This is a genomic window from uncultured Nocardioides sp., from assembly GCF_947488025.1.
Classification (GTDB): Bacteria; Actinomycetota; Actinomycetes; order Propionibacteriales; family Nocardioidaceae; genus Nocardioides.
Map to the genome: position 1 here is coordinate 13,448 of NZ_CANKYS010000005.1, position 25,505 is coordinate 38,952.

The following is a 25,505-nucleotide window of genomic DNA, read 5'->3' on the forward strand; positions in this document are numbered from 1 at the left end:
CCCCGTTCACCTGTGATGGGATACGACCCGTGGTCGAGTCGCACGCCCCGGCGCTGGAGATGTTGTGGGAGGCGCACGACCCCGATGAGGCGCTCGACGGAAGGTTCGGCTTCAGCGATCGCGAGTCAGCGACTCGCTGGGTAGCCGCCATGCTGAACGAGCACTGGGGTGTACGGATCCAGTCCTGCGATCGGATCGTGATGAGCGACCACAACGCCTTGGCCTGGGTTCATACGCCGTCCGGGCGCATGCTCGCGAAGTGGTCGGTCGTGCCTCGCCGTTTCCAGCAGCTGTCGGAAATGGCGCGGCTCACGCGCTGGCTGGATGACCGCGGCCTGCCAGTATCAGCCCCGGTTCCGGCCACGGATGGGCGCCTCCAGGTCGAGGTCGACGGAGTCTCGATGGGCCTCCAGCACGAGATCAGGGGCGACCTACTCGACACCACCGATCAGCGCCAGGTGCGAGCGGCCGGAGCGGTCTTGGCCGAGCTGCACGACGCGTTGGCGGCATACCCCGACAACGACCGCGGCGCTGGGCTCGAACGCCCGTCTGAGCCGCTAACGGCCCGGATCACCAGCTGGCTCGACTCCGGCGCCGAGCACCTACCCGCGACAGCTCGCGACACCCTGCGCCGGCTGGTTGTCTGCGCACCACCCAACCGCCTACCGATGCAGCTTGTCCACGGTGACTTCCGCTCCGCCAATATCCTGTACGCCGGGGCCGAGGTCGCCGCGATCCTCGACTTCGAGGAAGCCGGGTTCGACCACCGCGTCGTCGAGCTGGCCCGGTCAGCGGTCATGCTCAGCACGCGCTTCCGGAACTGGGGACCCGTCTCCGGCGAGGTCCGCGCGGAGTTCCTGTCCGGCTACCAATGCGCACGTCAACTCACTCCCGTCGAGGCCGGCTGGTGGGATGCCCTCGTGCTCTGGCACGCCCTCGCGCTGGTCCCTCCCGGCGGCGACCCCACCGGATGGGGACCGTCGGCGCTGAGCCACCTGGCCGACCTGACGAACCGACAACTTTGACCACGGCCGCCATCAGAGCCGGTTTCGGCCAAGTGCGTCGCCTGCGGTCCGTCAAACCTCGCGGTATCTCGACACTTGTCGAGATGCAGCGAGCTTCTCCAAAACGGCCGCTGTGCTTTTCAACACTGGCTCGCTCGACATTCCCGGTCGTCGCGCGCTGGAGTGCAGCGCGCGAGCGGAGGCAGCGGTGCTGCCCGCGCTTTGGTCAAGCGGCGGCCGGATGAGGGTGCCGGGCGGCCGAGGAACCCACCTCACTCGTGACGTGAGGTCCGGGCACCGTTTACCGGATCAGCCGCAGATAGCGTGCGCTGTGGCCATCCGGAACTGCCGCGATCCGCGCACTTTGACGAGGGGCGTCCGCGGCCCCGGTGTTGTCAAAGTAGCCCGCGTGGGGTTCGCCGATCCTCTTCTGTGCATCTCGACACTTCTTCTCTCATGCGCGGTCGAGCGGCCCCGGCCGGCAGTCGACGCGGCGCCGGTCCGGCGCCGGCGCAGCTTCTCCCCGACCCGGCCGACGTGAGATTCTGGATGTCCTGCGTTGCTCGATCGGCCGTGCTCTACTAGGCGCCGAAGCCCCAGGTGACCCGAGACGCCTGGGGCTTTCCCCTTCGCAAAGGTGGCCCGCGCAGGCCGGATACTCGCCGCCGGCCGGGCTCGATCCGAGGCCCTTAGAACGAGAACAGGTCCCCGTCGTGCTCCGAGGACGGGGACCTGTCTCCTGTGGTCGCTGAGTGACTACCGCCCGCTCACTGGGTCAGCACCTGGGCCTCACCGATTCGGATAGGAAGCGCGTCGGTGGTCAGGTCGAACTCGATGGTTCCGGACTGCCCGCCGCCGGTCCACTCGACGACCCAGTGGCTCGTGGCGGTGACCTGGTAGGCCCCATCGGGCTGGTCCGTCGACATCTTCTCGTAGCGGTGCCCACACGTCGGCGAGTCCTGCTTGCCGTAGTGGTCGGCGTACGGGGTGCCCTCGCCTGTGCAGGTCACGGTGGTCCCGTCGCCCATGTCCCAGACGATGTTGGCGACGCTGGCGGTGGCACTGACCGACACCGACCCCTCGCTGGCCGATGCAGTGATCGGGCCGAACGTGTCGTCCGTCGGGCTGTCGACCCACATCCACACCGGCAGCCCGACAAGGCCAACCCGGTTCGGACCCGATTCGGGGACGATGCCGATCTGGATGGGATCCAGGTCCATCGAGGCGATCGCGCGCTGAGCGAGGACCACAGGGTCGATGGTGACTTCGCCGTTCTGGATCCAGACGGGATCCCACGAGGATCCTGGAGGCGGCCAATAGCAGATGTGCCACGCACCGTCCTGGTTCGTCTGACCGGGCGGCGGCTGAGCGCCCTCGCCACCCGGGTCCCAGACATCGCCCACCCAGCATTGGTGGCTGCTGCTCCACACCGAACCGCCTGGGCCAGTGCACGGGATCTCGGTGCCGGACGAGGTTGAGCACGTCGACGAGCCTCCGTCGTCGCCTCCGTCGTCGCCGTCGTCCTCGTCCTCGCAGTGGACTTCTCCCGTAACTGGGTCCGCCACGCAGTCGGCGCTCGCTGCTGAGGCGGTGACTATCACGATTACGAGCGACCCCGCCAAGGCCACGATGAAGGCCAATAGTCTCCTCAGCATGGCTCGTCCCACAGGAGGTCGGAGTCAGAGACCTTCCACGCACCCTTGTCCTTGACCAGGGTGTACTCGACCGGCGCAGGGTTCCGTAGCGGGTCGCCGTTGGGGTTGGTGAAATCTGGCTGACGGACAGCCCCGTCGTTCTTCCATGTCACGTTCGAGCGGTCCTCGCAATCGATGATCAGGATCGAGGCCCCGCGGCTCCGTGGTTCCGCGAGTGTGTGCCCGTACTGACCGGTGACCGTGACGTTCTCGTTCATCATGCTGGCGACGACGTGCTGCAGCTGCAGGAACTCGTCCCCCGTGGCGACGGGGTTGAGGGTCTTGAAGTTGATGTCGCGCTTTCGGTACGCCAGGTCGCGCACGTCGAGGTACTTCGTCAGCTGGTCCGCCGCCTTCTCCTCCGGTGTCTTCGGAGTCGGCGTGCTGGTGGGTGTCGGCGAGGGGGACTGGCTCGGGGTGTCCTGGACCTTGGGCTCGTTGTCGTCGCCGCCGCAGCCCGTGAGAGTCAGGGCGAGGGCGAGGGCGAGGGCCACTCCCCCGAGTGCGGAGTGGTGCTTCCTCATGTGGTGTCTCCTCCTGTGGTGGGCGACGCCGTGACTGACCGTTGGCTGACGTCGTTGGCAATGTGCTCGAGGTGTTCTTCGGATGCGTCGACGAGCTCCCGCCAGCGAGCCGTTGTCGGCGGGGTCGATGCCGAACTTCCTGTCGGCGTTGTAGAGCGTGCGGATGGTGCCGCGCACGAACACGGCCCGCGCGATACGGCGGGCGTCGAGGTCGGGGCGGTCGCCGCCAGCCGCGACGTATCGGCCGGTGAGTTCCTGGTCGAACGTTGTCATGTGCTGGTGCTCCCTTCCCGAGTCAGCTCGCGAGCCAGCCGTGTGTACGGATGATGGTCTTCGTGCGCTCCGACAATTCCATGGGCGCGTCGCCGTCGTCGGACCGGCTGCAGATCTCCTCGCGCAGGATCCGGTCGGCCTCGAGCTGGTCGCCCTCGGCCTTCATGACGTGGGCAAGGCACAGTCGGGTGCTCTCGCCATCGGGGTCGGCGCGGTTGGCGACGTAGGCGGCGGAGCGGGCCTTGATCAGGTCGCCGGCCGCGAGCGCCTCGGTGACGACAATGAGGGCGACGTCGGCGATCCACCCGCCCGCCATGAGGTCGACGCGGTCAGGCTCGTTGGCGAGCCATGCCCACCCTTCCTCGCGCAGCTGGCTGAACGGCTGGGCCTCCCCGACGAGCTCCAGCGCAGTGCAGAGGTCGGCGACACCCTCGGCCCCGCCTCGGCTCTGCCCGCGCTTGCGGAGGCGAATGAACAGGTCCAGGTCGACGAGCAGGCCGTCGTCGACCTGGTAGACGTTGACCCCGGTGAGCTTGGCCGCCGGTGCCTTGTCCGCGTAGGGCAGGTGGTCCTCGCCGGTGCGGGGGTTAGAACCGAGCCAGTCGCGGACGATGTTGGTGTAGTCGCGCACCTTGCCGTCGGAGATGGAGAAGGCCTCGCGGATCTGCTCGCGGGTGGCGCCGTGCTTGCGGTGCAGGGCGAGGAACGCCAGGAGCTCGGTGAAGTAGGGCTTGCGCTTGGCGAGTGCCTTGCCGTGAGTGCGTGCCGTGACCGGGCCGAGCAGGGTGAGGCGCGGGCGATCGCAGTTGGGCGACAACCAGTCGGCGATGTCTTGGTCGAGGGTGGGGTCCTTCTCCTCGACCTGGGCGCGGACGTGGGCGGGCACCTTCGGTGCCAGGGCCTCGAGGTCCTCCTGCACGATCGCGCTCTCGCGGATGTACTCCTCGTCCTCGCCCTCGAGCAGGGAGGACAGCGGCTCGTCGACGGCTCCCTCGGGGGTGTTGCGGGGCAGGGTGTATTCGCGGCGCAGGGCTCCGGAGGAGTCGGTGTAGGCCTCCCAGCCATCGGTGGCGGTCTCGTCCACGGGAGTGTCGACGTACTCCGGGGTCTCGCTCTGGGCGTAGACCAGCGCGCAGCCGCGGGCCTCGTCGCTGGTGAGGCCGACAGCGATGAGGTTGAGCCCGGCGTGCTTGAGGACGACGCGGCCGGTGTTAGTCATGTGCAGCACCGCCCCGGGGGTGTTGGGGCGCTCGCCGGCGACCACGATGGAGGTCGCGGACTGGCCGACGTGGTCGTTGACCAGCTGCAGCAGCTGCTCAAGGCCCTCGGGGTCTCCGGCCGCGGCGTCCAGCAGCAGCATCCGCGCGGGCCAGGTGTCGTCGTCGACACTGCCGGTGCGGGCCGTGGACACGTCGGTGCCGTGTCGCTTCGCCCGGTCGACCGTGGTGACCGCGGCAGCGAGGATCTCCGCGGTCGCGGGCGTGCCGGCAGCCCCGGTCGGGTAGTAGCTGATCCGCTCGTCCATGGCGACGGTTTCCTCGGCCACGCCGATGCAGTCGACCTGAACGCGGCGCGACCACGGGTTGACGGCCAGCTGCGCGGCGAGGTGGCGGGCGAAGTCGCGGCCGTAGGTGGGGTCGCCGCTGATGGTGAGCGTGGAGAGCTCCTCGCAGTTCAGCAGCCAGGTCTCGCCGGTGTCGCTCATGCCGATGGTGGCCAGCAGCGGGTAGGGCGGCTCGACGTGGCCGGTGTCGGGGCCGAGGTCCTCCACCGCGGTGTCCGTGCTGACGTGCCATTGGGTCTGGTCACGGCTGCCCACCCACGGACCCGGGACGGCGGTCGGGGCGCTCAGGTGCAGCGTCAGCTTGCCCTGCGCGAGCTCGACAGCCGCCAGCGGCGGCATCGTGGTGCCCTGGGCTCCGACCGCGGCCGCGAGGCGCCGCAGGACCTCGTCGGCGAACTCCACGGTGGCGGCCGCGGCGGCACCGGTCGCGTTCAGGGTCATCTCCACCGGCGCCAGCTCGGGCGGCGGGGCGGCGATCGCTCGACCCGGCGGCCGGTTCCGGTAGGCGGAGCGCCGACGGGACCGCAGCGCCATCAGCAGTGCCCCGGACAGCAGCACGCCCCCGCCGGTGAGACCAGCGAGAACCCAGGGCGCCTCGAGGATCGAGTCGTCGGCTTCGTCGACCTGGTCGACGTCAGCGGCCGGCGCCGTCGGCTCCTCGGCCTGCGGGACCTCGGGCGCGGCGGTCTCCGGGACCTCGATCTCGGGGACTGGCGGAGTCTCCTCGGCCGGCGGGTCGACCGGCTGCTGCTCGTCCTTGGGTTCGGCGGGGGTCTCGGGCCCGTCCTCGGGAGGCTGCGGCTGGTGCTGCCGGTCGTCGTGGCCGGCAGGTGTCTGGGCTCCGGGGATGTTGAGCTTCCAGCCGACGTCGATCACGTCGGGGTCGGCGAGGTGGGCGCCGCCGGGCTGGGTGATGCCGGTGGAGGCCTTGTAGATCTCCGGCCACCGGTCGGCGTCTCCGAGCTCGTCGTGGGCGATGTCGCTGAGTGTGTCGTTGGGTTGCACGGTGTAGGCGTGCGCCGGCGCTCCGCCATCCGGGGCTGGCAGCTTGAGCACCCAGCCGGGCTCGAGGAAGCTGGGCCGGGAGCCGAGGAGGTCGCGGTTGAGCTCGGCGATCTCTTTGTAGCGCGCGCCGTCACCGAAGTGGTCCTCCGCGATCGACCACAGGCTCTCCCCCGGCTTGACCGAGTGATCGACCGTCGCGCGCTCCTGCTTCGCCTCGACCTTCACGCCGTGCTGGGCAGGCGTCTGATCGACGGTCCCGGCCTGGACATGGCCCACCGCCGCCGGCGCGGACGCGGCGGCCGGGCCGGCGTTGGCGGCCTGCGCGGCGATCGGCGCTGCGATGAACAGCAGGGCAGCGAGTCCGATCAGTCCGTGGGCCGCGGCCTGCGGGCGACCCAGACCCGGCAGCTTGGGCGCCTCGACTCTGCGGAGCCGGGCGATGGTCTCCACCACCAGGCTGAGAGTCATGAAGGCCCACGCGGCCCAGCCGATCGCCTTGAACAGGCCCAGGATCAGGGTGCCGTCGTCGGGTGCGAGGAGTGCGTCCTTGACGCTCTCCCAGCTCGGCGCCTGGTCGGGGATCGGGTTGGCGCCGATCGCGAGGAAGAGGGCCGGCAGGCCGATGATGATGCCGAGGACGGCGACCGTGGCGAGGAGCCCGGTCAGCCGCTGCCGCAGGGTGGGCGTAGTCATCGTTCGATGCCTCCTTGAGCGCGGACGAGCCGTGCAGACGCCTCCCCGGTGACCCTCATCGAGTCCAGCCCGATGATCCCGAGGAACTTGCTGTCGTAGGTGTCGGTAGTGCGCACGATCAGGGTGTCGCCGTTGACGACGGTGACGCTGCCCTCCACGCCGGCGGCGTTGAGGTAGCCCTGTGCGGCGGACTTGGCGGCGTTGATGTCGACGCGGAGCTCCTCGCCGCGGATGGCGGTCGAGCCCTGGACCTCCTGGGCGCCGGTTCGGGCGGCCTGGGCCGCGGCACTGCGGGCCTGCTGCTGGGCGTGCACCTTGCCGCCGAGGTCGACGGTCATCCCGACGAGGATGATCATCACCATTGATGCGGTGGCGAACCAGACGCTGATGGCGCCTCGCTCGTCGCGCTGTCGCCGAATCGGGTGCCCCATCATCGGCGCTCCCGGTAGGCGTCGACGGGGCTGCTCGCGGTTGCGGTGATCGTGCGGGTGCCGGGTACGCCGGGGATGCTCAGGTCCGACAGGTTGACCGTGCAGGTCACCGTGACGTTCACCTGGGCGGTGTTCCCGATCGGTGCGTTGAACGCCGCAGCGTTGACCGTGATGTTCGTGCTGGTGCAGTTCACGTCCTGGTCGTGCAGGCTGCTTGCGGCCGAGGACCTGCCTGCGGCGATCGCCTCGCTCTGAGTTCGCTCAATCGAGACTGCCCGTGCTGCCTCGTACGCGGCTGCTTCCACGGACTGCTTGGCGATCTCGACGCGGCCGCCGAGGATGATCATCGCCACGAACAGCCCGAAGGCCGGGACGCCGATCGCGGTCTCAATGGCGACCGATCCGCGCTCGTCCCGGCTGCGGTTGAAGGCACGTGCCCAGATGCTCTGCCCCATCATTGGGTGAGTCTCTCGACCGGGACACTGGCGCTCTGGGTGACGGTCACGTGCCAGCCTGGGATCACGCTCATGGACTTGCCGGTGACGGTGATCGTGGCTGTTGTCGTGGTCCGTGACCCGGAGACGCTGGTCGACGTCATCACGTCGGATCCGCCGGCGTCCTGGAGGAAGCCGTTCGCGGTCGCCACTCCGGACTCACGGCTGCCGTTCTCGCTGCCCGCCTCGCGTGCGCCCTCCTGCGCGGCCGCGAGCGCTACTTCGCGGGCGTGGTAGTACAGCGCGCCCTGGACGCCGAGGAACATCACCAGGAAGAGCGCGGGCATCAGGAAGACCATCTGGATGGCCACTGAGCCGCGCTCGTCCCGGCGTCGGCGGCGAGAGCTGGAGAACATGGACGGACCTACTTGATCTTTCCGGCCTCGCTGGTCACGAACGCCCTGATCGCGGCGACGACGATGCCGACGATGAGGATGACCGCGCCGGCCCAGATGACCTGCTCGATCGTGACCGAGCCGCGCTCGTCGCGTCGGTGCTTGACGATGCGCTCCTCCATGCTGGCGATCACGGCGAGGGCCGTCACCTGGAGGGTGATGAAGAGCTTCAACATCGGGTTGTTCCTTTCTGGGTGGTGGAATTCGGGGTGTCCCGGGATTGACGTCGCTGTTAGGTCGCGAATCGGAGCATCGACGGGGTGACGAGGATCGCCATGAAGACGATGCCGAGCAGGCTGGCCGGGATGTACATGCGCTCGGAGACGGCGTTGGCCTTGCCGAGTTCGGCGCTGAGCATCGCCGAGCGGAGTGCGGCGGCGCGGGCGCGGAGGTTGTTGTAGATCTGGGCGCCGTCCTGGCCGGACTGCTGCATGATGTCGGCGAGGTCGTCGAGCTCGGGGACGCCAAGGTCATCGGCGAGCCCGTGCAGGGAGTCCCAGGGGGCGCGGGTCATGTAGCGCGCGCGGCGCAGCTCGCTCTCGATCCGCTTGAACACCCACGTGTCGCCGACCTCGGCCGCGGAACGCAGCGCCTGCTGGCCGCTGGAGCCGTCACGGACTCCGGTGGCGACCATGTCGATGTAGGCACCCAGAGCCCGGCTGAACTCGATGCGGGCCTTCTTGGCGTCGTCAGTGGCGTTGTAGTTGGGCATGAACCAGAACAGTGCGGCGAGCCCGAGCGACCCGAAGGTGGGGATCGCGAACGGGAGCGGGAGCCCGATCAGCGCGAAGAACGCCGCGAACAGCGGCGGCATGGCCAGGCCGAGCAGCGCCCAGACGACCTTCTCGCCGTAGAACCTGGTCTCGCTGATCTGAAGGATGGCCAGGTCCTTGCGGGGCGTGTGTGCCCACGCTCCCCCGGGCAGGTTCTTGATCGCCCACACGCCGATCCGGTCGACGAGCGATCCGGATTCGGTGCTCTCCTCGACGTCGAGCGGGCCGGCGCTGCGGCGGGGTACGACGTGGCCGGGCGAGAGCCGGTCCAGGGCGTCGGTGAGGTCGGGGTCGGACGGGGCCAGGCGCCACACGAGCAGGGCAACGGCGAGCCCGAGAAGGGTGCCGCTGGCGAGCGCGAGCTGGAGGCCGGTCATGCGAGTGCTCCTTCCTTCTCCCCGTGCGCCGCTCGGTGCGCGGTGCGGGCCCGGAGGTCGAGGAAGCGCGGGAGCGGCTTGGCGACCGCCATCCGGCGCATCCACAGCAGCGTGGCCACGTAGGCGGTCAGCAGGAGGGCGAGGATGACCTGGCCGAGGGGGCTGCCGTACGGCTCGATGTAGTCGCCGGTGAGGGCGAGCATGCCCAGGACGCCGAGGGTGATCACGGTGACCGTGCGGGCGGTGGTGCGCGGCTTGGCCTGGTCGGCGGCGATCTGGCGGCGGGCGCGCACGTCGGCGGCGACGGTCTCGGCGAGGGCGTCCAGCGCCTTGGCTAGGCCGGCCTGCCCGCGACCGCTGGCGGCGAGGATCAGCTGGCTGGCCACCACGTCGCCGGTGGAGTCGTTGAGGTCCTCGGCGAAGGCGCGCAGCACGTCCTCGGTGGTGGCGGTGTTGTTCCAGAGCCGGGAGACCATCAGGCCGACCTCGCGCTCGATGGGCGCCGGCACCGACTGAAGCGACTTGATGAGAGCCGAGCGCAGCGACTGTCCGGCGGTCAGCTTGCCGGACAGTGACCGGGTCCACTCCTCGAGCGCCTCGAGCTTCTCGACGCTCGCGGCCGCCGGCGGGGGCGTGAGCAGCAGCGGGATGCCGACGATCGCGGCCGGGACGAGCACTATCGCGATCACCCAGCCGGTCAGCAGCGCGACCAGAAGGCCGGCGACAGCGCCGCCGATGACCAGCACCCGGGTTCGCGGGTTGAGCCGACTGAACCAGCCACCCGCCCGACCGAACGGGGTGACGGTCCGGGCGGGCCGCGGCGGCGGCTTCGGAGGTGCGGGGATCAGCGCGTAGACCATGCCGATCAGGCCGATGACGATGAGCGCCCCGAAGACGGCGGGCAGGAAGGCGGTCATGAGGTCACCACCCCCGGGTTTGCCCCCTCATTCATCGCGGACTCGGCCTTGTACGCCTCGAGGTCGAACCCGTGGCGGGCGAGCTCCTGGGCGAGGAAGTTGTCGAGCTTCCCGGTGGCGACGGCCTGGCCGAGCTGGTTCGGAGCGAAGATCGGGGTGGTCGCATACCCGCGGGCCGCGTCGATGCTCGGCTGGACGACCAGGACCTCCTCGACCCAGCGCTGCTTGCGGAAGGTGCCGTCGCCGTTGGGGACGACCTCGGACCGCAGGTACACCACGATGTCGATGGCCGCGGCGAGCTTGCTGATCGCGAGCTCGCGGGTCACCTGCGGGCCCTTCTCCATCGCGCAGGACACGAGCTTCTCAATAGTGTGCTCGGCGCTGCGGGCGTGGGTGGTGCTGATCGAGCCCGGGCCGGACTCCATGGCCTTGAGCATGTTCCAGACCTCCGGGCCGCGGACCTCGCCGACGATCTGGCGGGCGAGGTTGAACCGGAATGAGTGGTGGATGGCCTCCTCGAGGCTGAACTCACCGGCCTGGCGGCCGTCGATACCGACCTCGCCGGATCCGGGCCGGTGCTCCCAGGCGTGGACGATCTTGTGCCGGTCGACCAGCTCGTGCAGGTGCAGCTCGAACTCGGTCTCGAAGGTGCCGATCATCTCCCAGGGCGGGATGCACGAGCACAGGGCGCGGACCCAGGTCGTCTTGCCGGAGCCCTGGACGCCGGAGACGACGATGCTCTTGCCGGCGCGCACGCAGGCGGCGAGGAAGTCGGCCAGGACCGCGGTGCAGGCCTTGCGGTCGTAGACCATCTCGTCCATGGAGACCTCGCGCATGCCGTGGCGGCGGATCACGACCGAGGTGTAGGCCATCACCCAGGAGCCGGCCGCGAGCCGCGCTCCCCCGGGCAGCCGGAGGTCCAGGTGCGGGCGGGCCTCGGTGAAGGGCCGGTTCTGCCGGGCGCCGAGGTCGGCGAGGAACTCGCGCAGCTCGTCCTCGGAGTCGGCGATCGGGTCAGCCTCGACCAGGGTGCCGTCGACCAGCTCCAGCCACACCGCGCAGACTGGGCCGCGGGCGATGACGATGATGTTCTCGACGTCCTCGCGCTCGACGAGGGGCTGCAGGCGGCCCAGGCCGAACAGGGCGGCGTGGAGGGCGGACTTGAGCGCCTTCTCCTGGTCCTTGGTCCACGGGGGCCGGCCGGTGGAGACCAGCGTCTCGGCCTCGGACTTGATGAGCTCCTCGATGACGTCGAGGCCCATCTGCTCGCGGTCCTCGTCGGTGACGCGGCCGCCTTCCTTGTCGAGCCGGGCGGTCAGTCGCGAGGAGATCTCGGCGCGGTACTGCGCGATCAGCTCCCAGTCCAGCTCGACCCGGCCGTCCGCGCCGTGGCTGGGGTGGTGCTCCTGCGGTGCGGGCGCCACGAGCGGGCGCAGGCTGAACTCCGAGCGCGCGCGGCCCGGAAGTTCCTGCTCGTTGGTCCAGGCGCCGGCGAAGATCGGCAGGGAGATGGGGTCGTGGTCCTCGACGACCGGCGGCGGGGGCGGCGGGGTGCCGTTGGTGCTGCGGCCGCGCGCGAAGGGCGAGGTCTGCTCCCGGGTCGCGGCGTGACGGGCCTCGAGCCACTCGTCGGCGCGCAGCGGGTCGCGGCCGTTGGGGTCGGGGTGGTGTCCGTTGGTGGTCATGCGTGGCCTCCGTTCGTGGGAGCGAGGGCGGCCTGGTTGGCGTCGACGATGGACTGGATGGCCGCGGCGCTGGCCCGGTAGCCGCGCAGCAGCCCGGAGGACTCGAACTTGCGGGGCTTGCGGGCGCCGTGTGAGTAGACCTCGGCCACCTCGGGCTCCCATTCCACGGAGGCGACGACGGGGATCTGCAGGGCCTTGGCGATGTGTCGGGCGCTGTAGGGCCGGACTCGGGCGCCGGTGGGCATCGCGGGCCAGCGGCGCTCCTCGTCGACGAGGAGGACCCCGAGCCGAGACAGGCCACCGACCCCGGCGAACTGTGCCCGCAGGGTCTTGGCCCAGCTGGTGGCGCCGGCCAGTGCCGGCAGCGAGCTGCGGGTGACGAGCAGGGTCAGGTCGGAGGCGGCGATCAGCGGCTGGGGCCAGCCGGCGAGGCCAAGCCGTCCGGCGTCGACGATGACGTCCTGGCCGTTGCGCCCCAGGGCGCGCAGCTGCTCGGTGAGCGGCTCCCACAGGGGCAGCAGGCTGGGTGCCTGCTCGTGGGCCCGGATGCCGGGCAGGAACCACGCCGAGCGCTCGGCCGGGGCCTCGGGGTCCAGCAGCAGCGTCTCGCGCGGCAGTGCCTCGGCTAGCGTTCCCTCGCGCAAGGAGAGGGCGAGGTTGATCAGCCCGCCAGTCGGCTCCTGGGTGCCGTGGAAGAAGCCAGCGAACACCGAGGAGGAGCCGGTCGGGTCGGCGTCGACCAGGAGCACGGGTCGGTGCCAGTTGAGGGTGAGCCCGAGCGCCGTGGTGGAGACGCCGGGCGCACCGCTGGCGGAGGCGAGGACGATCAGCGCCATCGGTCAGCGCTCCCGAGCGTCCAGGACCAGTGCGACCCGCCCGGTCGCGGCACGGGCGGCCAGGTCAGCGGCATCGCCCTCGGGGACAGAGACGTCAACAACGGTCTCGCCGGTCTCCTGCACGCGGCTAACACCAACGACGACTGCCTCGACCGTGACCGGGTCCTCGTTAGTGATCTCGCCCTGGTCGCCGGGCGTGGTGACGATCCGGACCGAGTCACCGGAGTAGAGCGGCTCGGACGGCATCTGCGCCGGGGTGAGGCTGATGCCCACCAGGGACTCCCCATCCCCCGGCACCAGGCTGTCGGTGACGGCCTCCTCGGTGAGCAGGGTGCCGGCCCACAGGTCGACGGCGGCGCGGCTGCCCTCGAGTTCGCCCTTCTGACTCCCGGCGACCGGGGTCAGCGCTGGGTCGACGCTCACCCGCACCACCGAGAGGTCCCCGGCCTCGATGGTCGCGCCGCGCTTGATGTCACGGCTGACGACCAGGACCTCTTGGGTGTCGTTGACCGAGGTGAACGCGAACGCGGTTCCCAGGGCGCCGGCGGCGACAAGGGCAGCACAAAGTGCGAAGACCCACGGCCTGCGGCGCCGCTTGAGCCGTGGACTGTTGTTGAGATTGGGCGCAGGTCGACTGGCGGAGGGCGCCTCGCCCGACGCACTTTGAGCGGTGTTCAGCGACATGGATCCCGAGTCCTCTCGTGTCTCGATCACCTACGTGTCAAGACGGGCCCTCGGCGATCACCACGAGCCCAACTCGATACTTGCACACTAGTGCATTTCTATCGAACGGCTCGGTTTCCACAGGTGACCGATTCCAAGATGACATCGCCCAGTCCTGACCGGAAGGGTTGCGCAGCTCATTCCCCCGATGGAATTAGCGTCAACGCCTCCGAATGATCCGGAGTCCATGGGACCACAGATCGTCCGCTTCTTCCGGAATCAGTTTCTCGCCTGTGGATAGCGTCCAAAACCCGGCTGCAGTTGCGCACTCGTCAGGCCGAAGTGTCTCCGCGCCGCTGGCGCTGTCGCTGGGACTCACGGAAAGCCGCGACCACCGCATCGACGACCACCCCGCAAGCGCGGGCGAGCGCTTCAAGCGACTCACGTGCAGGGAGTCTGGCCCAGCGCCCTTGCTCCCAGGCGTAGTAGGTCGGCACAGCTACCTTCACGGCCATCGCGAGCTTCGGCGCGGTGAGCCCTGCCTGCAGGCGCAGCGCCCTGAGATCGGGGACCTCACCGTCGATCTGGATCAGCCGAAGCGTCGGGATGTCGAGGGCGTTGGCGAGTCTCACCAGGAAGTCGGGGCGCGGAGATGACGTGCCCAACTCCCAGCGAGAGATGCGCTCACCCCCAGCCGCTCCCACCAAGCGCGCCAACTCATGCTGAGTCAACCCCGCTTCCTCGCGAGCAGCCCTCAACGCGTTGGGGTCGATTCCGGAGGCCATCGCCCACGAACACTAGCGGTACCGATCGCCTGCGGGATCGGTCAGGCTGGGCTGCCCCGGACCGACGACCTGGGACCGCGGAGCCCGACCGTCTCTCAGTGAGTGCGCCGCTGGCGACGCGGACACTCCTCGCCGCACGGCGAATGACCTTGGGCGCGAGATCGCGCCCAGCCTCGGTGTCACCCTCGGTGGCCTTGCCCCCGCTGGCCACCCGGTGCAAGCCCCACACAGGGCCGTGAGTTCTCCCGCGCGATAGCCGCCGGATTCCCTTCGTGTCGCAGATCGGGCTGATCGCCTACCGACCTCGTTCGCACCTAGGTGACCAGAAAGCGAGGTGGACCATGAGCACTCCCCCAGCCGAGAACCCGGTCCCCGGTGTCGTCACCTTCACCGCCCGCGGAGACGCCGCCCTCGATCGTCTGGCCGAGGCCCTGGTGGCCGAGTGTGACGGCTCGCCAGGGGGCATCGCCGACATCCTCGAGCGGGTCCTGGAGGCCGACGTCGAGGACCTAGCCGAATGCCTGAGCGAGACGACCCGGCCGCACGCCGATCGACCTGGCCGCGGCGTCGACGAGGTCGGTTCCGCGGGAGAGAGCCCCGACGATGCCGCCCGTCGTCGACTCGGAGCGCGCACGCCAGGCGCTGCCAGCACGCCTGGGACACGCAGCATCAACGTCGGGCGCTGATCCCGATCGACGGCATACACGTCGTTACACAAGCCCGCTGTGTAACAGAATGTATGGGAGACCTCTGATGCTGCCCAACCCCTACGCACCGGGCGAACTGCCGCGGGTCCTGGCCGGGAGGGAACAACAGCAGGACAGGATCAGAGGCTACCTGAGCCGGATCGGCACCTACGGCGAGATGGGCGGCCCGCTCCTGGTGTTCCTAGGCCCGCGCGGGGTCGGCAAGACCTCCCTGCTGCGCGAGGCCCAGCGCGACGCCGAGGCCCACGGATTCATCACCGCATGGGTGGCCTGCCGCCGCAACGCGCCGTTCCTGCCCGACCTGGTGAGCCGTGTCGGCAAAGCGATCGAGACCGCGGACATCCTGCCCCGGGGCGAGAAGGGCTCCTGGAGGCTCCGCCTGGAGAGCATCGCCCTGGAGTTCGGGCTGCCGAGCGGGGTGAAGGTGAGCGCGACGGCGGCGGCCGAGCGCTCCGGGGCGGACGCGCCTCCGCGCGGGGCGCAGATCTCGGCGATGGAGGACCTGCTGCACGAGACCAGCTCGCAGGTCCGCGCACGTGGTGGCGCTGGCCTCGTGGTCTTCGTCGACGAGCTGCACGCGGCCGCCCGTGATGACCTCGCCGTCCTGCTCAACGCGATGCAGAACCTGGCTGGACGGCGCGAGCACAACCCGCTGGCCATCATCGGCGCCGGCCTGCCCTCGACTCCGGGAGTCCTGGTCAACGCAGCCACTTTCGGGGAGCGCAGCACGTTCCTCACCCTGCCCCGACTCGAGCCGGCCGCCGCGGCCGCCGCGGTGGCCGGGCCGGCCGCCGAGCTGGGCGTGACCTGGACACCCGCCGCGCTGCAGGCGATCGCGGCCGAGGCGCAGGGTTTCCCGTACCTGCTGCAGGTCCTCGCCCACGCGACGTGGGAGGTGGCCAAGCCCTCGGGAACCGGTGAGGTGCTCGACGTCGGCGAGGTCCAGGCGGGCCTGCCGCTGGCCGACGACCAGCTGACCTCCATGTACGCCGCCCGGTGGGCGGCCGCGACCGAGCTGGAGCGGCAGATCATGGCCGTGATGGGGCAGGTCGGCACGCCCACGGTGACGAGGGCGGAGATCGCCGAGCAGCTTGGCCGATCCACGCAGGCCCTGGGCGTTCCCCGCGAACGGCTGATCGACAAGGGGATCATCGAGCCCGCCGGGCGCGGCGAGGTGCGATTCACCATGCCCGGCTTCGACCGCTACATCCGGGAGACCCTGGCCGGCGAACCTGCGGACGCCGACCAGGGCACCGGCCAGCTGGCTACCGGGCGCCGCCGGCGTGAACTGCCGCCGGCCTCCGATCCCGGCCGCGGCCCCGCTCGCCGCTAAAGCTGCCGGCGAGCCTGCCGCCGCAGGACGGCCTCGAGGTCGGCAACGCCCTCGCCCAGCGGCGTCGGGCGCGACGTCCGCCAGGTCGTCGAGCAGCTCGTCGACGTCGACGTTCTCCAGCTGCGGGGCGCTGTAGGCGTTCCACCCCCCACCGCGGCTGCGAGCCGACGGTAGGCCTCGACGTCGGCCGGAGCGTTTAAACAGGCGGCCGCCACCATGGCCACGCGTCGCGCGATCAAGGCCGCCTGGTCGTCCATGGCCAGTCAGTCTCCCGCCTGGACGCGACGGAGGGAACCCCTGCGGCCTATCCACAGCCCGCAGGCAGCGGCCGCGCGTACGCCGTCAAGATCCGCGAGACTCAACGCGACGAGACACTCGGCAGGAAGGGGCGCACTGGTGGACGACAATGACGAAGTCGAGGCGAGCGGGCACGCGACGGCGGCCCGCGAACACATCTACGGCTTCAACCGCGCCACGATGTGGGAACGCGACCAGATCCCGGCCGAGACCTCGGATGAGCTCGCGGAGTTCGCCGACCTCGCGGCCGCGCTCCCCCAGGCGTTCTCGCAACTGTCGAGCACGCTCGAGCGGGCACTGGCCGACCAGGTGCTCAGCATGGATGCGATGACCGACGAGTCCGACCCCGCCATGTCGATCGGCGTCGCGCGGCTCCATCTGGAGGAGGCCCGAGGCCTGGCGGTCGACCTCCACAAGCACCTGAACGCCGCTCGCAACGCCACCTCGCACATCATCAGCCAGGGCGTCGACGACGGGCAGGAGTCGATGCCCTGGGACCAACCCTGACCTCGTGCTCCAGCGACCCCCGGTGAACCGGGGTGCCTGAGGCCCGCGAGATTTCCTCGCGCTCGGTGATCGCTCGAGCGGGTCGGTCTTCCTTTGGTGACTGAGAGATGACCCCGGTCAACCAAGGAGCTGCCCGTGCGCACGCCCACCGATTCCCCTTCCGACGCACCCGACCGTGACCCGGTTCAGGAGGCCCGCGAACACCTCGAGCAGGCGCTGGCCGCGCTCGACCGCCTCCGCGACGTCCTGCCCGCATCGAGCAGCACGCCCCCGCCCCGACACGGGAGGCGGTGAGTCTGCATGAGGACCGACACCGCTCTGCAGGCCGCCGACGCCGTCTTCATGGCCGAGCAGGCCGTGGGACGCGCCCGCCGGGTCGTCGACGCGCTGCACAACACAATCAGCTCCGCACTCCGGGTGCTCGATGACGCCGAGCTCGACTCGGCCAAGGCCCGCCTCAGCGACCGCGGTGACTACTACCTCGAGGCCGCCGGCGAGCACATGAGCCGCCTGCAGCGGCGCTGCAGCGACAACGCCGAGCTGGCCGACGAACTCACCGGACACCTGGAGCATGCATCGCAGGTAATCGCCGATGCCCACGATCTCCTCCAAGACGCCGACACCTCCGATCCCGAGATCGCCACCGAGGTCGCGCAGTTGAAGCCACGCCTCACAGTCGTAGGCGAGATGATCGACCTGGCCAAGCCGATGGCCCGGTTGACCGCCCAGCACGTCGACAGCGCGCAGCTGGCGACACAGCACGTGACTCCGGCGTCGCTGCTGGAGCCGGTCACCCTCGAGCGAAGCATCGCCACCGCCGGCAAGGAGCTCGGCCGCGCCGACGAGGACGTGCGCCTGCTCGAGAACATCGTCGACCACGCCGCGGCCAACGCCCGACAGTCGGCCGGCATCGCCAGCGACATCACCGACAACGCCCGCCGGAGGATGGCCGAACAGAGACGCGGCCAGGTGCCCCGCCAGGCGGCCCCGGCCGGCGGGTCGCCGGCGCGGTAGGCAGGAGGGGACGGTCATGGACCTCGATCAAGGCGGCCGCCAACTGGCAGGCCTCATCCTCGATGCCGCCGGCCGCGGGCAGCACGACCAGGTCGCCGACCTGATCGCGCCGCTGGACGCCGACCAGCTCCGGTCACTGGTGGCCGTCCTCGCCGTCCAGGTCGACCAGACCCTGCCGTCGGCACCGGCAACCGGCCCGGCAGCGGTGTGCGAGCTGGCCATCAACGCCGCAGCCCCGATGTTCGGCACCACCCCGGAGGCGATCCTGAGCGCCGAGCGCAGCCGCCCGGTCAGCGACGCCCGCGCCGTGGCAATGACCGCCGCCCGCGAGGTCGGCCTGTCCCTGCCGGCGATCGCCGAACACTTCAACAAGGACCACGGCTCGGTGATCCACGCCGTACGCCGCACCGCCGAACGCCTCCGGCTGGCCGACGCCGCAGCCCGGGTCACCGAGCACGTCAACGACCGCTACACCGCCCGGTTCCCCCGCCCCGAGGCCACCGTCGTCAGCCTCCACCAGGACCAGCCCGCGTCGACCTTCGAGCCCGATGGCCCGGTCGAGCATGCCGTCGTGGCGGCCGCGGAGGCCTTCGGCACCACGCCCGAGGTCCTCCTCGGCACCGACCGCAGCCGGGCGGCAGCGGACGCCCGTGCGGTGGCGATGACCGCGGCCCGCATCCACGGGCACAGCCTGCCGACGATCGCACGTCACTTCGACCGCGACCACACGACCGTGCTCCACGCGACCCGGCGCATCGAGAAGACCCCACCGCTGCGCGACCTCGCCGCGAAGATCGCCGCCGAGCTCCCCGAGGAGCCGGCCGGCGCCGGCACGAGCGGGGCAGAGGTCGTCGAGCAGATCCCCGAGCCCGGCTACCGCTCCCCCGGCGCCCGCGTGCAGGAGCGCGCGGTTCCCGGCGCCGGCGAGCGTCCCCAGCTGAGGGTCGCCCGATGAAGGCCCTCATCGGCCTCGCCGCCGCCGCGATCGCCGTGCTCACCGCCGGCGGGATCAAGGCCGCCCTCCCCGGCACCCCCGCAGGCCCCGACCCATCCGAGGGCAAGGCCACCCAGGTCCGGGTGACGGCCGTGGTCGACGGGGACACCCTGCGCGTCGAGGACCTCGGCGGCCGCGAGCTCGGCCGAGTCCGCCTGCTCGGCATCGACGCCCCCGAAGTCGCCCACCCGCCGACGCCGGCCGAGTGCTACGCCGACCAGGCAACAGACCTGCTCGAGGAACTCGCGCCGGTCGGCAGCACCGTCCAGCTCGTCACTGACAGCGGCCAGCCCGACCGCGACCGGTACGACCGGTTGCTGCGCTACGTCGACCACGACGACGTCGACGTAGCCCACGAGCTCCTGGCCCGCGGCGCCGCACGCCGCTACGAGGCAGCCCAGGACCTCGCCCGGGAAGACTCGTACGCCGCGGCCGCCGACGATGCCCAGGAGGCCCCCCGTGGCCTGTGGGGGACCTGCTAAGGGACGGCCGGAGATGGATGAGCAGCCGATGACGGCCGCCAAGACACTGGCCCGATGGTGCTACGGCCGCGGCGTCGACGAGCGCATCCTCGGCTGCGGTGAGCAGCTGCTCAAAGCGGCGGTCGACCAGGCGCTCGGACGTCCGGCGCCGGCGCACCTCGAGCATGCGCCGTGGCAACAGACCGCCACGGTGCTGCGCCAGCGTCGCGACCGGGACCGCGACCACCAGATCACTCCTCCGCCGCCCGCCCCGTGTCTGCCCTGCGCCGTGGCGGTCGACCAGTGCCCCACCCACGCCGGCCGGCCCTGACGTGCCTGCGGTGGCCAGCTGCACCGCATCGTCGTCGACGAGGGCTACGACACCCATCCGTGTTGCGACCGCCCGGACACGACCGGTTCCCAGGCCGTCCTCGAGCACACGGCACAGATGCTCGCCGCCACACTGCTGGCCCAGCCGGCCTGAGCACCGGCCAGGCCCCGCGTTCAACCCAGTTCGGCCGCGGTGATCGCCCGGGCCCTCGGTCCGCACATAGGTGACCAGGAGGACCGGCGCAGCTGGTGCCGGTCCACAGGATCCATAGGAGTTCACATGAGTGACGCCCCTCGCGAGGAAGCCGCGCTCGATGAAGAGGCGCGACAGCGCGCCGAGGAGATCGGGGCCAGCGAGGAAGCATGCGCCCAGGCCGCGGCTGCCGACACCGGCCCCTCCCCCGACGCCGAGATCGCACAGGTCCACCGGTCCGACCGCCAGCACGACCACACCGACACCGCCGCCTACCAGCGGCCCCAGCTCAGCCGCCGCCGCGGCCCGCGCCGATAGGAGGCCGCGATGGCTACCGCACTCGCGCCGACAGCCGGACCCTCGACCGTCCGCTGGGTCGACTGCTCACACAAACTGGGCTCGCTGCCCTGCATGAACCACAAGCCGCACGAGGGCGACGGCCGCGGCTGCGTGCACCACTCCACGTCCGGCTTCGCCGACGACGAGTAACCCGCCGCCGGCCGCCGCACCGCCAGAGAACAGCCTCAGCCATGCACCAGGTGAAGCCGCGGACGCTGAGGCTGCTCGACGGCCGTTTGCAGGCGCTGCATCCGCTCGAGGGTCATCGGGTGCCCGTAGCGCCGCAGCAGACCTGCCAGCACGGGACCGAGGCCGAGCGAGAGCACGAACCGGTCGGCCTCGGCCTCCGCGTGGAGCTCGATCCGCCGGCCGGCCGCCGGCACCAGGTAGGTCAGCGCGACAACCGCGCCCCCAAGCAGACCGGCCCAGGCCCGGTCCTCAACGACCGACTGCACCGCGCAGATAACCCCCACGACGCCGCGCAGCGTCCAGGCCAGCCGCATGAACGGAAGCCAGGCGAAGGCACGGCCGACGCCGCGGAACGTCGCCACCATCAACCGCCACGGCGTCGTCGCCGCCAGCACGGCCAGCTCCAGACGCGGCCGGATCGCCTGGCGCCGGCCGACCGCATGAGCCAGCGCGGCGGCCGCCTCCGCGCCGGTCACACCGCCGCGGTACGTCGCCTCGACCAGCCCAGGGCTGACCACCACACTGCGCCGGCCGATCGCCACCGCCACCGGGGTGCTCGGTCGCTGGATCCGGCGCACGAACAGCGCGCCGACGTCGACACCGCGGCCGCCCAGCTCGACCAGCACCAGCGCCACCACCCGGACCTCGCCCTCCGTCGCCGGCCGCGACCTGGTCAACGCCGCGACCGCAGGCTCCTGCAGCTGCCCCAGCGCCAGCGCGACCAGCAGTCCGCCCGCAGCCATGAACACCACCAGGCCCAGCGGCGGCGGGAGCAGAGCGCACACCACCACGGTGAGGACGAAGCTCACCAGCAGTGCCGGCCCCAGCGTCACCACCCTCAGCACGGTCATCGGGAACCTCATCTCGCCCCTCCTCCATCTTGCGCCCCTAGTGCGGATCTCTTGACTTTGCTCGCGGTGATCGTCCGGCAACCACCGAACGACATAGGCGAACGAGACCAGTTTGTGCCCAGGTGCCGACCGCACCCCGAGTTATCCACAGCCCGCCGCTCGGCGCAGCGGGCCGCGGCCGGGACGTGGGTTCATGGGCCAGCCCGACCTCCAATCGAAAGGAACACGCGTGGACACCCCCAACGCTGACGCCACCTGGGGCCGCCTCGGCTCGATCGCCCAGCTGCTGCACCAGGCCGCTGCCCAGGTGTGGAGCGACGCCGAGGACGCCGCCCCCGACTCCCCGCTCCACGACCTCGGGCTGGGTGTCTACCTCGCCCACTCCCAGGTCAGCGCCCTGCTGCCCGACGACTACGAGCTACCCGACGTCGACCCGCTCCCCGACCTCGAGGAACGAACGCCCCTGCAGCTGCTCACCGAGGCCGAGGAGCTGACCCGCCCGCTACCGCTGCACCAGCCGGACCTGGTCCACGGCTCGCAGCTGGTCGTCGACCTGTGCGACCTCATCCGGGAAGCCCGCGGCCTTGGCTACTGACCTGCGCCCGGCGTACGCCGACATCGACGAGGAGCTCTTCGACGTCGACCAGATCCCGATGACCTCGCGCGACGTACGCACCGTCGGCGAGATGCTCTTCGACGTCGACTACCAGGCGCGCCAGCTGCTCATGGACGTCGACGGCGATGACGCCGGCACGCTCCTGCGGAGCTGGCCGACGATAGTCGCGGCCGCGGAGGACCTGTGGGCCTCCCTCCCTGGCCGGCGACCGGGCGTCGACGAGCGCGACCGCCCCATCACCAGCCTCTCCGCCCAGGCCGCCACCATCAAGTCCAGCCTGTCCGGCCGGAAGGCCTGGCCCGGTCAGGGCCCGACCAACCCCCGCGTCGACCAGATGACCCAGACCCTCCTCAACGCCGCCGCCCTGGTCCGCCGCTACGGCGCCGAGATCCCGCACGAGCAGACCGAGGCCCACCGCGACCTCGAGGCAGCCCGGACCAGAGTCATGCACGGTCTCTACCTGACCGCCCACGCCGTCAACGTCGCCCTGCACGACAACGGCCGCGACCGCGTCAACGACGCCCGCGGCTCCGGCCGCCGGGTCCAGCTGGCCCAGCACCACTCCCCCTACGCGATCGCACCCACCGGGGTCTGGGTAGACCGGATGTCTGCGTGCGAGAACACCGCACGCAGCTACCTGACCGACCGGTTCGCCCAGACACTCGCGGGCGAGGCGATCCGGCCCGTCGACGACCCCGGCCGCCTGGCACAGGCCCTGGCCAACTGGGACATCCAGTCCCACCGCGCGCTGGCCCGCGACCTTGAGCCGTCCAACATCCTGCTCATCACCCGTACCCAGGGACTCGTCGCCGGCGCCAGCATGGTGCTCGTCGACGCGGCCGCCACCGCCGGCATCCTCGAGCCCTCGGACCGCCTGGTCCCCGCGATCGCCGACGCAGGCCGCTCCTGGAGCAATCTAGCCGGCCGCTGGGGAGACCTCGCTCCCCCGGGCGCTCGCCTCGACGAGCGCTTGGCTCGCGCGGCCGCAGAGGTCCGAGCCGCGTACCGCCAGATCACCCACAACACCACCACGCTCGCGGCGCCGGAAGTCATCGCCACCCGGCCAGGACTCCCCCAAGCCACCCTTGCGACCCTCCGTGCGATCAGGGCCGGCGCCGAGCTCGCGCACGTTGTCGCCGAGAAAGGCAACACGGCAGGTCTCACCGGGCCTGCACGGGCACTCTCGATCCGCGCCCACAACGACATCGAAGCCGGCTTGGTCGTTAATCCGCCGGAAGGCGACGTCGTCTGGGTCAGCCCGGCCGACATCCTTGCCCGCCGCAACGTACCGATACCGCGACCAGTGCGGGAGTCCCTGCGTACAGCGAGTGCAACGACGGTATCCGCCAGTGCAACGGCTGCAGCAACTGCTGACCTGACCATCGCCAACGGCGCCGACCGATCGCTCGATGTCGCGGCAACTTCCCCGGCCCTGAACCCGCTGCCCACGCGTCGACGGTCGCTGCTCGAGCCGGCCTTTACACCCCTACAACGGTTCGGCGGTGCCCAATCACGATGAGGAACCTATGTCCGAGACCACCTTGCCACGGCTACCAACTCCACGCGGAGGCGCCGGGCGATCCGTCCAGCGGCATCGCACAACCGCTGCGCATGGGTCACTTCCGACCCGTTCCTCCTGCGTTGATCGCTGCGGGCGCCTTCCTTCCCCTAGGTGACCGTAAGCAGTCACCGGCGAGACAACGGAGTGGATGCACGATGGCACGACCGACAGCAGCACAGAAGCAAGCACGTGAAGCGGCAGAACGCGCTCGCAAAGCCCGCGATACAAGCGCCGACCGACAGGTAGAAACCCCGGCGTTGTCGATGGCGACGGCGGGCTACGACCCGCTCCTGACCATCGAAGAGGTCTCAGAGTGGCTCGGGATTCCCAGAGGCACGCTCTACCAGTGGCGCACCCGCAAGCAGGGCCCTCGGGCCATCAAAGTCGGCGGAGCTCTTCGCTACCGACGCACCGAGGTGGAGACCTACCTGGACCAACACACAGATCCCCGCACTGCCTAGCACGCATACCCTCTAGCGAACGACCGCACAACGCGCCATCCGGAAGGCCCGCATGATCGGCAAGTACCCGTTCGGGATCGACCAGCCCGCATCGAGTGAGGCCGGCTGATGCCGCGCCCGCCGATGCCGCCAGGCACCTGGGGCACGATCGGCGTCTCCAAGACCGCCGCCGGCACCCATGAGGCCTCCGCTAACTATGTGTACTTCAGTGGCCGAGTGGCACGCGTCCGCGCCCGCGCTGACAGCGCCCAGGCTGCTCGCACCGCTCTGATCCGGAAGCTCCAAGAGCTCAACGGCGCCGAGGCCAGCGAGAACGAACTCACACCGCTGACCACGGTGGCTGAACTCGCTGTCTTCTGGCTGCGAGAGAAAGAGGCGCAGCAGGTGGCTACGAACTCCCTCAAGGCATACCGCAGCACGGTGAACAACCAGATCGTGCCCGTGATCGGAGAGCGACGGCTGCGCGATTGCCGGACGAGCACCCTTGACCGCGTCGTCAAAGATCGAGCCGCCCTTGGCTTCAGCCCCACCATGCTCCGCAAGGTCCTCCACGGAATGTTCGCCGTGGCCGTCCGTCACGACGTCATGGCCTCGAACCCGGTGCGGGACGTCGCGCGTATATCGAAACCGCGACGCGAGATCGAGTACCTCGACATGGACCAGATCCAGGACGTCCGCAGCCTCGTCGCAGAGTCGACCAGCAGCAAGCGACCGGGCCCACGGCCGACCACCGATCTCATGGACGCTGTCGACCTCATCCTGGGTACCGGCTGTCGCATCGGCGAGATCGGCGCGCTTATCTACTCCGAGATCGATCTGGCAGCCACACATCCCACACTTACCGTGTCCGGAACCATCATCACCGAGACCGGTGTGGGCACCTTCCGGCAACCGTGGACCAAGTCCAGCGCCGGCTACCGCACCCTGTTCCTACCACCGTTCGCCGTCGGGATCCTGCTACGGCGCCAGGTCGAGAACCACGCCAACCCGCACGGCGCTGTGTTCCCGACCCGCCGCGGAACCTGGCGGCAGATCTCAAACTGGGAACGGATGTGGAACCAGGTGGTCGACGACACCGCCTACGACTGGGTCACCTTCCACACCTTCCGCAGGTCGGTGGCCACCCTCATCGACCGTGAAGTGGGAATCGACGCTGCCCAGGCCCAGCTCGGTCACGAAGACAGCGACATCACCCGCGACTTCTACGTTCACAAGGCCACGGTCGCGCCCGATCTGACCGTCCATCTCGAGAAGTTCCGGCCCTCTACCTGACGGTCGCCCCACGAAGTCCCCCGCACGGGAGCGCTCGATACCCGGCGTGCACTCTGCCCCGCGCAGAGCGCTCTCGAGGTCTTGGCCGCGAGCGTTACTGGCCTGTTTCTGGACAGTTTCGTCATCAGATTCAAATCTCAGAGGGCCCCTGCCTGGACGTTTGCCCAGGTCAGAGGCCCTCTTCTGGCTCCCCCGGTTGGACTCGAACCAACAACCCTCCGGTTAACAGCCGAATGCTCTGCCAGTTGAGCTACAGGGGATCGCTTG

General features: G+C 70.3%; 29 protein-coding genes and 1 tRNA gene. 15 read left to right on the forward strand and 15 right to left on the reverse strand.

The genetic code is table 11. The features are described 5' to 3' along the window. Positions 1-29: 29 nt before the first annotated feature. A complete protein-coding gene (locus tag Q1B24_RS10090) occupies positions 30-1,025 on the forward strand; it encodes a phosphotransferase (RefSeq protein ID WP_299927267.1) in 996 nt (331 codons plus the stop codon). A 746-nt stretch (positions 1,026-1,771) separates the two neighbouring features. Here Q1B24_RS10090 and Q1B24_RS10095 read toward each other — a convergent pair. From Q1B24_RS10095 to Q1B24_RS10155, 13 genes are all read right to left on the reverse strand, one after another. Further along, entirely contained in the window at positions 1,772-2,644 is an 873-nt protein-coding gene (locus tag Q1B24_RS10095; protein WP_299927270.1) for a hypothetical protein, read from the reverse strand. An 8-nt stretch (positions 2,645-2,652) separates the two neighbouring features. After that, entirely contained in the window at positions 2,653-3,222 is a 570-nt protein-coding gene (locus tag Q1B24_RS10100; RefSeq protein ID WP_299927299.1) for a hypothetical protein, read from the reverse strand. A 295-nt stretch (positions 3,223-3,517) separates the two neighbouring features. Then, a complete protein-coding gene (locus Q1B24_RS10105; RefSeq protein WP_299927302.1) occupies positions 3,518-6,757 on the reverse strand; it encodes a LysM peptidoglycan-binding domain-containing protein in 3,240 nt (1,079 codons plus the stop codon). Further along, positions 6,754-7,188 (reverse strand): TadE/TadG family type IV pilus assembly protein, encoded by a 435-nt coding sequence (locus tag Q1B24_RS10110; protein ID WP_299927305.1) that lies wholly within the window; start codon positions 7,186-7,188, stop codon positions 6,754-6,756. Before Q1B24_RS10110 ends, Q1B24_RS10105 begins: the two co-directional genes overlap by 4 nt. Continuing rightward, a complete protein-coding gene (locus Q1B24_RS10115; RefSeq protein WP_299927309.1) occupies positions 7,188-7,646 on the reverse strand; it encodes a TadE/TadG family type IV pilus assembly protein in 459 nt (152 codons plus the stop codon). The genes Q1B24_RS10110 and Q1B24_RS10115 overlap by 1 nt, the downstream gene beginning before the upstream one ends. Beyond that, entirely contained in the window at positions 7,643-8,038 is a 396-nt protein-coding gene (locus Q1B24_RS10120; protein WP_299927313.1) for a TadE family protein, read from the reverse strand. The genes Q1B24_RS10115 and Q1B24_RS10120 overlap by 4 nt, the downstream gene beginning before the upstream one ends. 8 nt (positions 8,039-8,046) lie before the next feature. Continuing rightward, positions 8,047-8,253, reverse strand: coding sequence for a hypothetical protein (locus Q1B24_RS10125; RefSeq protein ID WP_299927316.1), 207 nt, complete (start codon positions 8,251-8,253; stop codon positions 8,047-8,049). Between the two features lie 56 nt (positions 8,254-8,309). Further along, positions 8,310-9,227 (reverse strand): type II secretion system F family protein, encoded by a 918-nt coding sequence (locus Q1B24_RS10130; RefSeq protein ID WP_299927319.1) that lies wholly within the window; start codon positions 9,225-9,227, stop codon positions 8,310-8,312. Then, positions 9,224-10,144 carry a type II secretion system F family protein gene (locus Q1B24_RS10135; RefSeq protein ID WP_299927322.1) on the reverse strand — a complete coding sequence of 307 codons (921 nt, stop codon included), beginning with the start codon at positions 10,142-10,144 and terminating at the stop codon, positions 9,224-9,226. The genes Q1B24_RS10130 and Q1B24_RS10135 overlap by 4 nt, the downstream gene beginning before the upstream one ends. Continuing rightward, on the reverse strand, positions 10,141-11,829 hold the full coding sequence (locus tag Q1B24_RS10140) for a CpaF family protein (protein ID WP_299927324.1): 1,689 nt from the start codon (positions 11,827-11,829) through the stop codon (positions 10,141-10,143). The genes Q1B24_RS10135 and Q1B24_RS10140 overlap by 4 nt, the downstream gene beginning before the upstream one ends. Continuing rightward, on the reverse strand, positions 11,826-12,665 hold the full coding sequence (locus Q1B24_RS10145; RefSeq protein ID WP_299927327.1) for a hypothetical protein: 840 nt from the start codon (positions 12,663-12,665) through the stop codon (positions 11,826-11,828). Before Q1B24_RS10145 ends, Q1B24_RS10140 begins: the two co-directional genes overlap by 4 nt. Positions 12,666-12,668: 3 nt before the next feature. Beyond that, positions 12,669-13,349, reverse strand: a complete 681-nt coding sequence (locus Q1B24_RS10150) for an SAF domain-containing protein (RefSeq protein ID WP_299927330.1) — start codon at positions 13,347-13,349, stop codon at positions 12,669-12,671. A 311-nt stretch (positions 13,350-13,660) separates the two neighbouring features. Beyond that, the gene (locus Q1B24_RS10155; RefSeq protein WP_299927333.1) at positions 13,661-14,113 is read right to left on the reverse strand and encodes a helix-turn-helix transcriptional regulator; all 453 of its coding nucleotides are present in this window, start codon (positions 14,111-14,113) and stop codon (positions 13,661-13,663) included. Between the two features lie 341 nt (positions 14,114-14,454). Between Q1B24_RS10155 and Q1B24_RS10160 the strand changes: the two genes are divergently transcribed. From Q1B24_RS10160 to Q1B24_RS10205, 10 genes are all read left to right on the forward strand, one after another. After that, the gene (locus Q1B24_RS10160; protein WP_299927336.1) at positions 14,455-14,799 is read left to right on the forward strand and encodes a hypothetical protein; all 345 of its coding nucleotides are present in this window, start codon (positions 14,455-14,457) and stop codon (positions 14,797-14,799) included. Between the two features lie 67 nt (positions 14,800-14,866). Then, on the forward strand, positions 14,867-16,153 hold the full coding sequence (locus Q1B24_RS10165) for an AAA family ATPase (protein ID WP_299927339.1): 1,287 nt from the start codon (positions 14,867-14,869) through the stop codon (positions 16,151-16,153). A gap of 396 nt (positions 16,154-16,549) precedes the next feature. After that, the gene (locus Q1B24_RS10170) at positions 16,550-16,957 is read left to right on the forward strand and encodes a hypothetical protein (RefSeq protein WP_299927342.1); all 408 of its coding nucleotides are present in this window, start codon (positions 16,550-16,552) and stop codon (positions 16,955-16,957) included. A 135-nt stretch (positions 16,958-17,092) separates the two neighbouring features. Next, positions 17,093-17,251, forward strand: a complete 159-nt coding sequence (locus tag Q1B24_RS10175; RefSeq protein WP_299927344.1) for a hypothetical protein — start codon at positions 17,093-17,095, stop codon at positions 17,249-17,251. A 6-nt stretch (positions 17,252-17,257) separates the two neighbouring features. Further along, positions 17,258-17,971, forward strand: a complete 714-nt coding sequence (locus Q1B24_RS10180; protein WP_299927347.1) for a hypothetical protein — start codon at positions 17,258-17,260, stop codon at positions 17,969-17,971. A 16-nt stretch (positions 17,972-17,987) separates the two neighbouring features. Next, a complete protein-coding gene (locus Q1B24_RS10185; RefSeq protein WP_299927350.1) occupies positions 17,988-18,926 on the forward strand; it encodes a helix-turn-helix domain-containing protein in 939 nt (312 codons plus the stop codon). Further along, the gene (locus Q1B24_RS10190; protein ID WP_299927353.1) at positions 18,923-19,447 is read left to right on the forward strand and encodes a thermonuclease family protein; all 525 of its coding nucleotides are present in this window, start codon (positions 18,923-18,925) and stop codon (positions 19,445-19,447) included. The genes Q1B24_RS10185 and Q1B24_RS10190 overlap by 4 nt, the downstream gene beginning before the upstream one ends. 13 nt (positions 19,448-19,460) lie before the next feature. After that, a complete protein-coding gene (locus tag Q1B24_RS10195) occupies positions 19,461-19,757 on the forward strand; it encodes a hypothetical protein (protein WP_299927356.1) in 297 nt (98 codons plus the stop codon). 279 nt (positions 19,758-20,036) lie between these two features. Then, a complete protein-coding gene (locus Q1B24_RS10200; RefSeq protein WP_183593698.1) occupies positions 20,037-20,267 on the forward strand; it encodes a hypothetical protein in 231 nt (76 codons plus the stop codon). A 9-nt stretch (positions 20,268-20,276) separates the two neighbouring features. Beyond that, positions 20,277-20,438, forward strand: coding sequence for a hypothetical protein (locus Q1B24_RS10205; protein ID WP_299927361.1), 162 nt, complete (start codon positions 20,277-20,279; stop codon positions 20,436-20,438). A gap of 35 nt (positions 20,439-20,473) precedes the next feature. Here Q1B24_RS10205 and Q1B24_RS10210 read toward each other — a convergent pair whose 3' ends face one another. After that, positions 20,474-21,313, reverse strand: a complete 840-nt coding sequence (locus tag Q1B24_RS10210; RefSeq protein ID WP_299927363.1) for a hypothetical protein — start codon at positions 21,311-21,313, stop codon at positions 20,474-20,476. A gap of 244 nt (positions 21,314-21,557) precedes the next feature. Here Q1B24_RS10210 and Q1B24_RS10215 point away from each other — a divergent pair, with 244 nt between their 5' ends. From Q1B24_RS10215 to Q1B24_RS10230, 4 genes are all read left to right on the forward strand, one after another. Continuing rightward, positions 21,558-21,923: a hypothetical protein gene (locus Q1B24_RS10215; RefSeq protein ID WP_299927365.1), complete on the forward strand. Its 366-nt coding sequence runs from the start codon at positions 21,558-21,560 to the stop codon at positions 21,921-21,923. After that, a complete protein-coding gene (locus tag Q1B24_RS10220) occupies positions 21,913-23,463 on the forward strand; it encodes a hypothetical protein (protein WP_299927367.1) in 1,551 nt (516 codons plus the stop codon). Before Q1B24_RS10215 ends, Q1B24_RS10220 begins: the two co-directional genes overlap by 11 nt. Positions 23,464-23,768: 305 nt before the next feature. After that, the gene (locus Q1B24_RS10225) at positions 23,769-23,966 is read left to right on the forward strand and encodes a helix-turn-helix domain-containing protein (RefSeq protein WP_224130907.1); all 198 of its coding nucleotides are present in this window, start codon (positions 23,769-23,771) and stop codon (positions 23,964-23,966) included. A gap of 108 nt (positions 23,967-24,074) precedes the next feature. Beyond that, positions 24,075-25,238 (forward strand): tyrosine-type recombinase/integrase, encoded by a 1,164-nt coding sequence (locus Q1B24_RS10230; RefSeq protein WP_183593694.1) that lies wholly within the window; start codon positions 24,075-24,077, stop codon positions 25,236-25,238. Between the two features lie 184 nt (positions 25,239-25,422). Here Q1B24_RS10230 and Q1B24_RS10235 read toward each other — a convergent pair. Next, positions 25,423-25,498, reverse strand: a tRNA-Asn gene (locus Q1B24_RS10235). Positions 25,499-25,505 lie beyond the last annotated feature (7 nt).

What these genes read in the sequence shown, in the direction of transcription:
- Q1B24_RS10180 (WP_299927347.1), top strand. Translation starts at nt 17,258, where the DNA reads ATGAGGACCGACACCGCTCTGCAGGCCGCCGACGCCGTCTTCATGGCC.
- Q1B24_RS10230 (WP_183593694.1), top strand. Translation starts at nt 24,075, where the DNA reads ATGCCGCGCCCGCCGATGCCGCCAGGCACCTGGGGCACGATCGGCGTC.
- Q1B24_RS10150 (WP_299927330.1), bottom strand. Translation starts at nt 13,349, where the DNA reads ATGTCGCTGAACACCGCTCAAAGTGCGTCGGGCGAGGCGCCCTCCGCC.
- Q1B24_RS10190 (WP_299927353.1), top strand. Translation starts at nt 18,923, where the DNA reads ATGAAGGCCCTCATCGGCCTCGCCGCCGCCGCGATCGCCGTGCTCACC.
- Q1B24_RS10225 (WP_224130907.1), top strand. Translation starts at nt 23,769, where the DNA reads ATGGCGACGGCGGGCTACGACCCGCTCCTGACCATCGAAGAGGTCTCA.
- Q1B24_RS10145 (WP_299927327.1), bottom strand. Translation starts at nt 12,665, where the DNA reads ATGGCGCTGATCGTCCTCGCCTCCGCCAGCGGTGCGCCCGGCGTCTCC.
- Q1B24_RS10115 (WP_299927309.1), bottom strand. Translation starts at nt 7,646, where the DNA reads ATGATGGGGCAGAGCATCTGGGCACGTGCCTTCAACCGCAGCCGGGAC.
- Q1B24_RS10165 (WP_299927339.1), top strand. Translation starts at nt 14,867, where the DNA reads ATGCTGCCCAACCCCTACGCACCGGGCGAACTGCCGCGGGTCCTGGCC.
- Q1B24_RS10140 (WP_299927324.1), bottom strand. Translation starts at nt 11,829, where the DNA reads ATGACCACCAACGGACACCACCCCGACCCCAACGGCCGCGACCCGCTG.
- Q1B24_RS10195 (WP_299927356.1), top strand. Translation starts at nt 19,461, where the DNA reads ATGGATGAGCAGCCGATGACGGCCGCCAAGACACTGGCCCGATGGTGC.
- Q1B24_RS10125 (WP_299927316.1), bottom strand. Translation starts at nt 8,253, where the DNA reads ATGTTGAAGCTCTTCATCACCCTCCAGGTGACGGCCCTCGCCGTGATC.
- Q1B24_RS10110 (WP_299927305.1), bottom strand. Translation starts at nt 7,188, where the DNA reads ATGGGGCACCCGATTCGGCGACAGCGCGACGAGCGAGGCGCCATCAGC.
- Q1B24_RS10100 (WP_299927299.1), bottom strand. Translation starts at nt 3,222, where the DNA reads ATGAGGAAGCACCACTCCGCACTCGGGGGAGTGGCCCTCGCCCTCGCC.
- Q1B24_RS10155 (WP_299927333.1), bottom strand. Translation starts at nt 14,113, where the DNA reads ATGGCCTCCGGAATCGACCCCAACGCGTTGAGGGCTGCTCGCGAGGAA.
- Q1B24_RS10185 (WP_299927350.1), top strand. Translation starts at nt 17,988, where the DNA reads ATGGACCTCGATCAAGGCGGCCGCCAACTGGCAGGCCTCATCCTCGAT.
- Q1B24_RS10130 (WP_299927319.1), bottom strand. Translation starts at nt 9,227, where the DNA reads ATGACCGGCCTCCAGCTCGCGCTCGCCAGCGGCACCCTTCTCGGGCTC.
- Q1B24_RS10105 (WP_299927302.1), bottom strand. Translation starts at nt 6,757, where the DNA reads ATGACTACGCCCACCCTGCGGCAGCGGCTGACCGGGCTCCTCGCCACG.
- Q1B24_RS10200 (WP_183593698.1), top strand. Translation starts at nt 20,037, where the DNA reads ATGAGTGACGCCCCTCGCGAGGAAGCCGCGCTCGATGAAGAGGCGCGA.
- Q1B24_RS10120 (WP_299927313.1), bottom strand. Translation starts at nt 8,038, where the DNA reads ATGTTCTCCAGCTCTCGCCGCCGACGCCGGGACGAGCGCGGCTCAGTG.
- Q1B24_RS10160 (WP_299927336.1), top strand. Translation starts at nt 14,455, where the DNA reads ATGAGCACTCCCCCAGCCGAGAACCCGGTCCCCGGTGTCGTCACCTTC.
- Q1B24_RS10135 (WP_299927322.1), bottom strand. Translation starts at nt 10,144, where the DNA reads ATGACCGCCTTCCTGCCCGCCGTCTTCGGGGCGCTCATCGTCATCGGC.
- Q1B24_RS10205 (WP_299927361.1), top strand. Translation starts at nt 20,277, where the DNA reads ATGGCTACCGCACTCGCGCCGACAGCCGGACCCTCGACCGTCCGCTGG.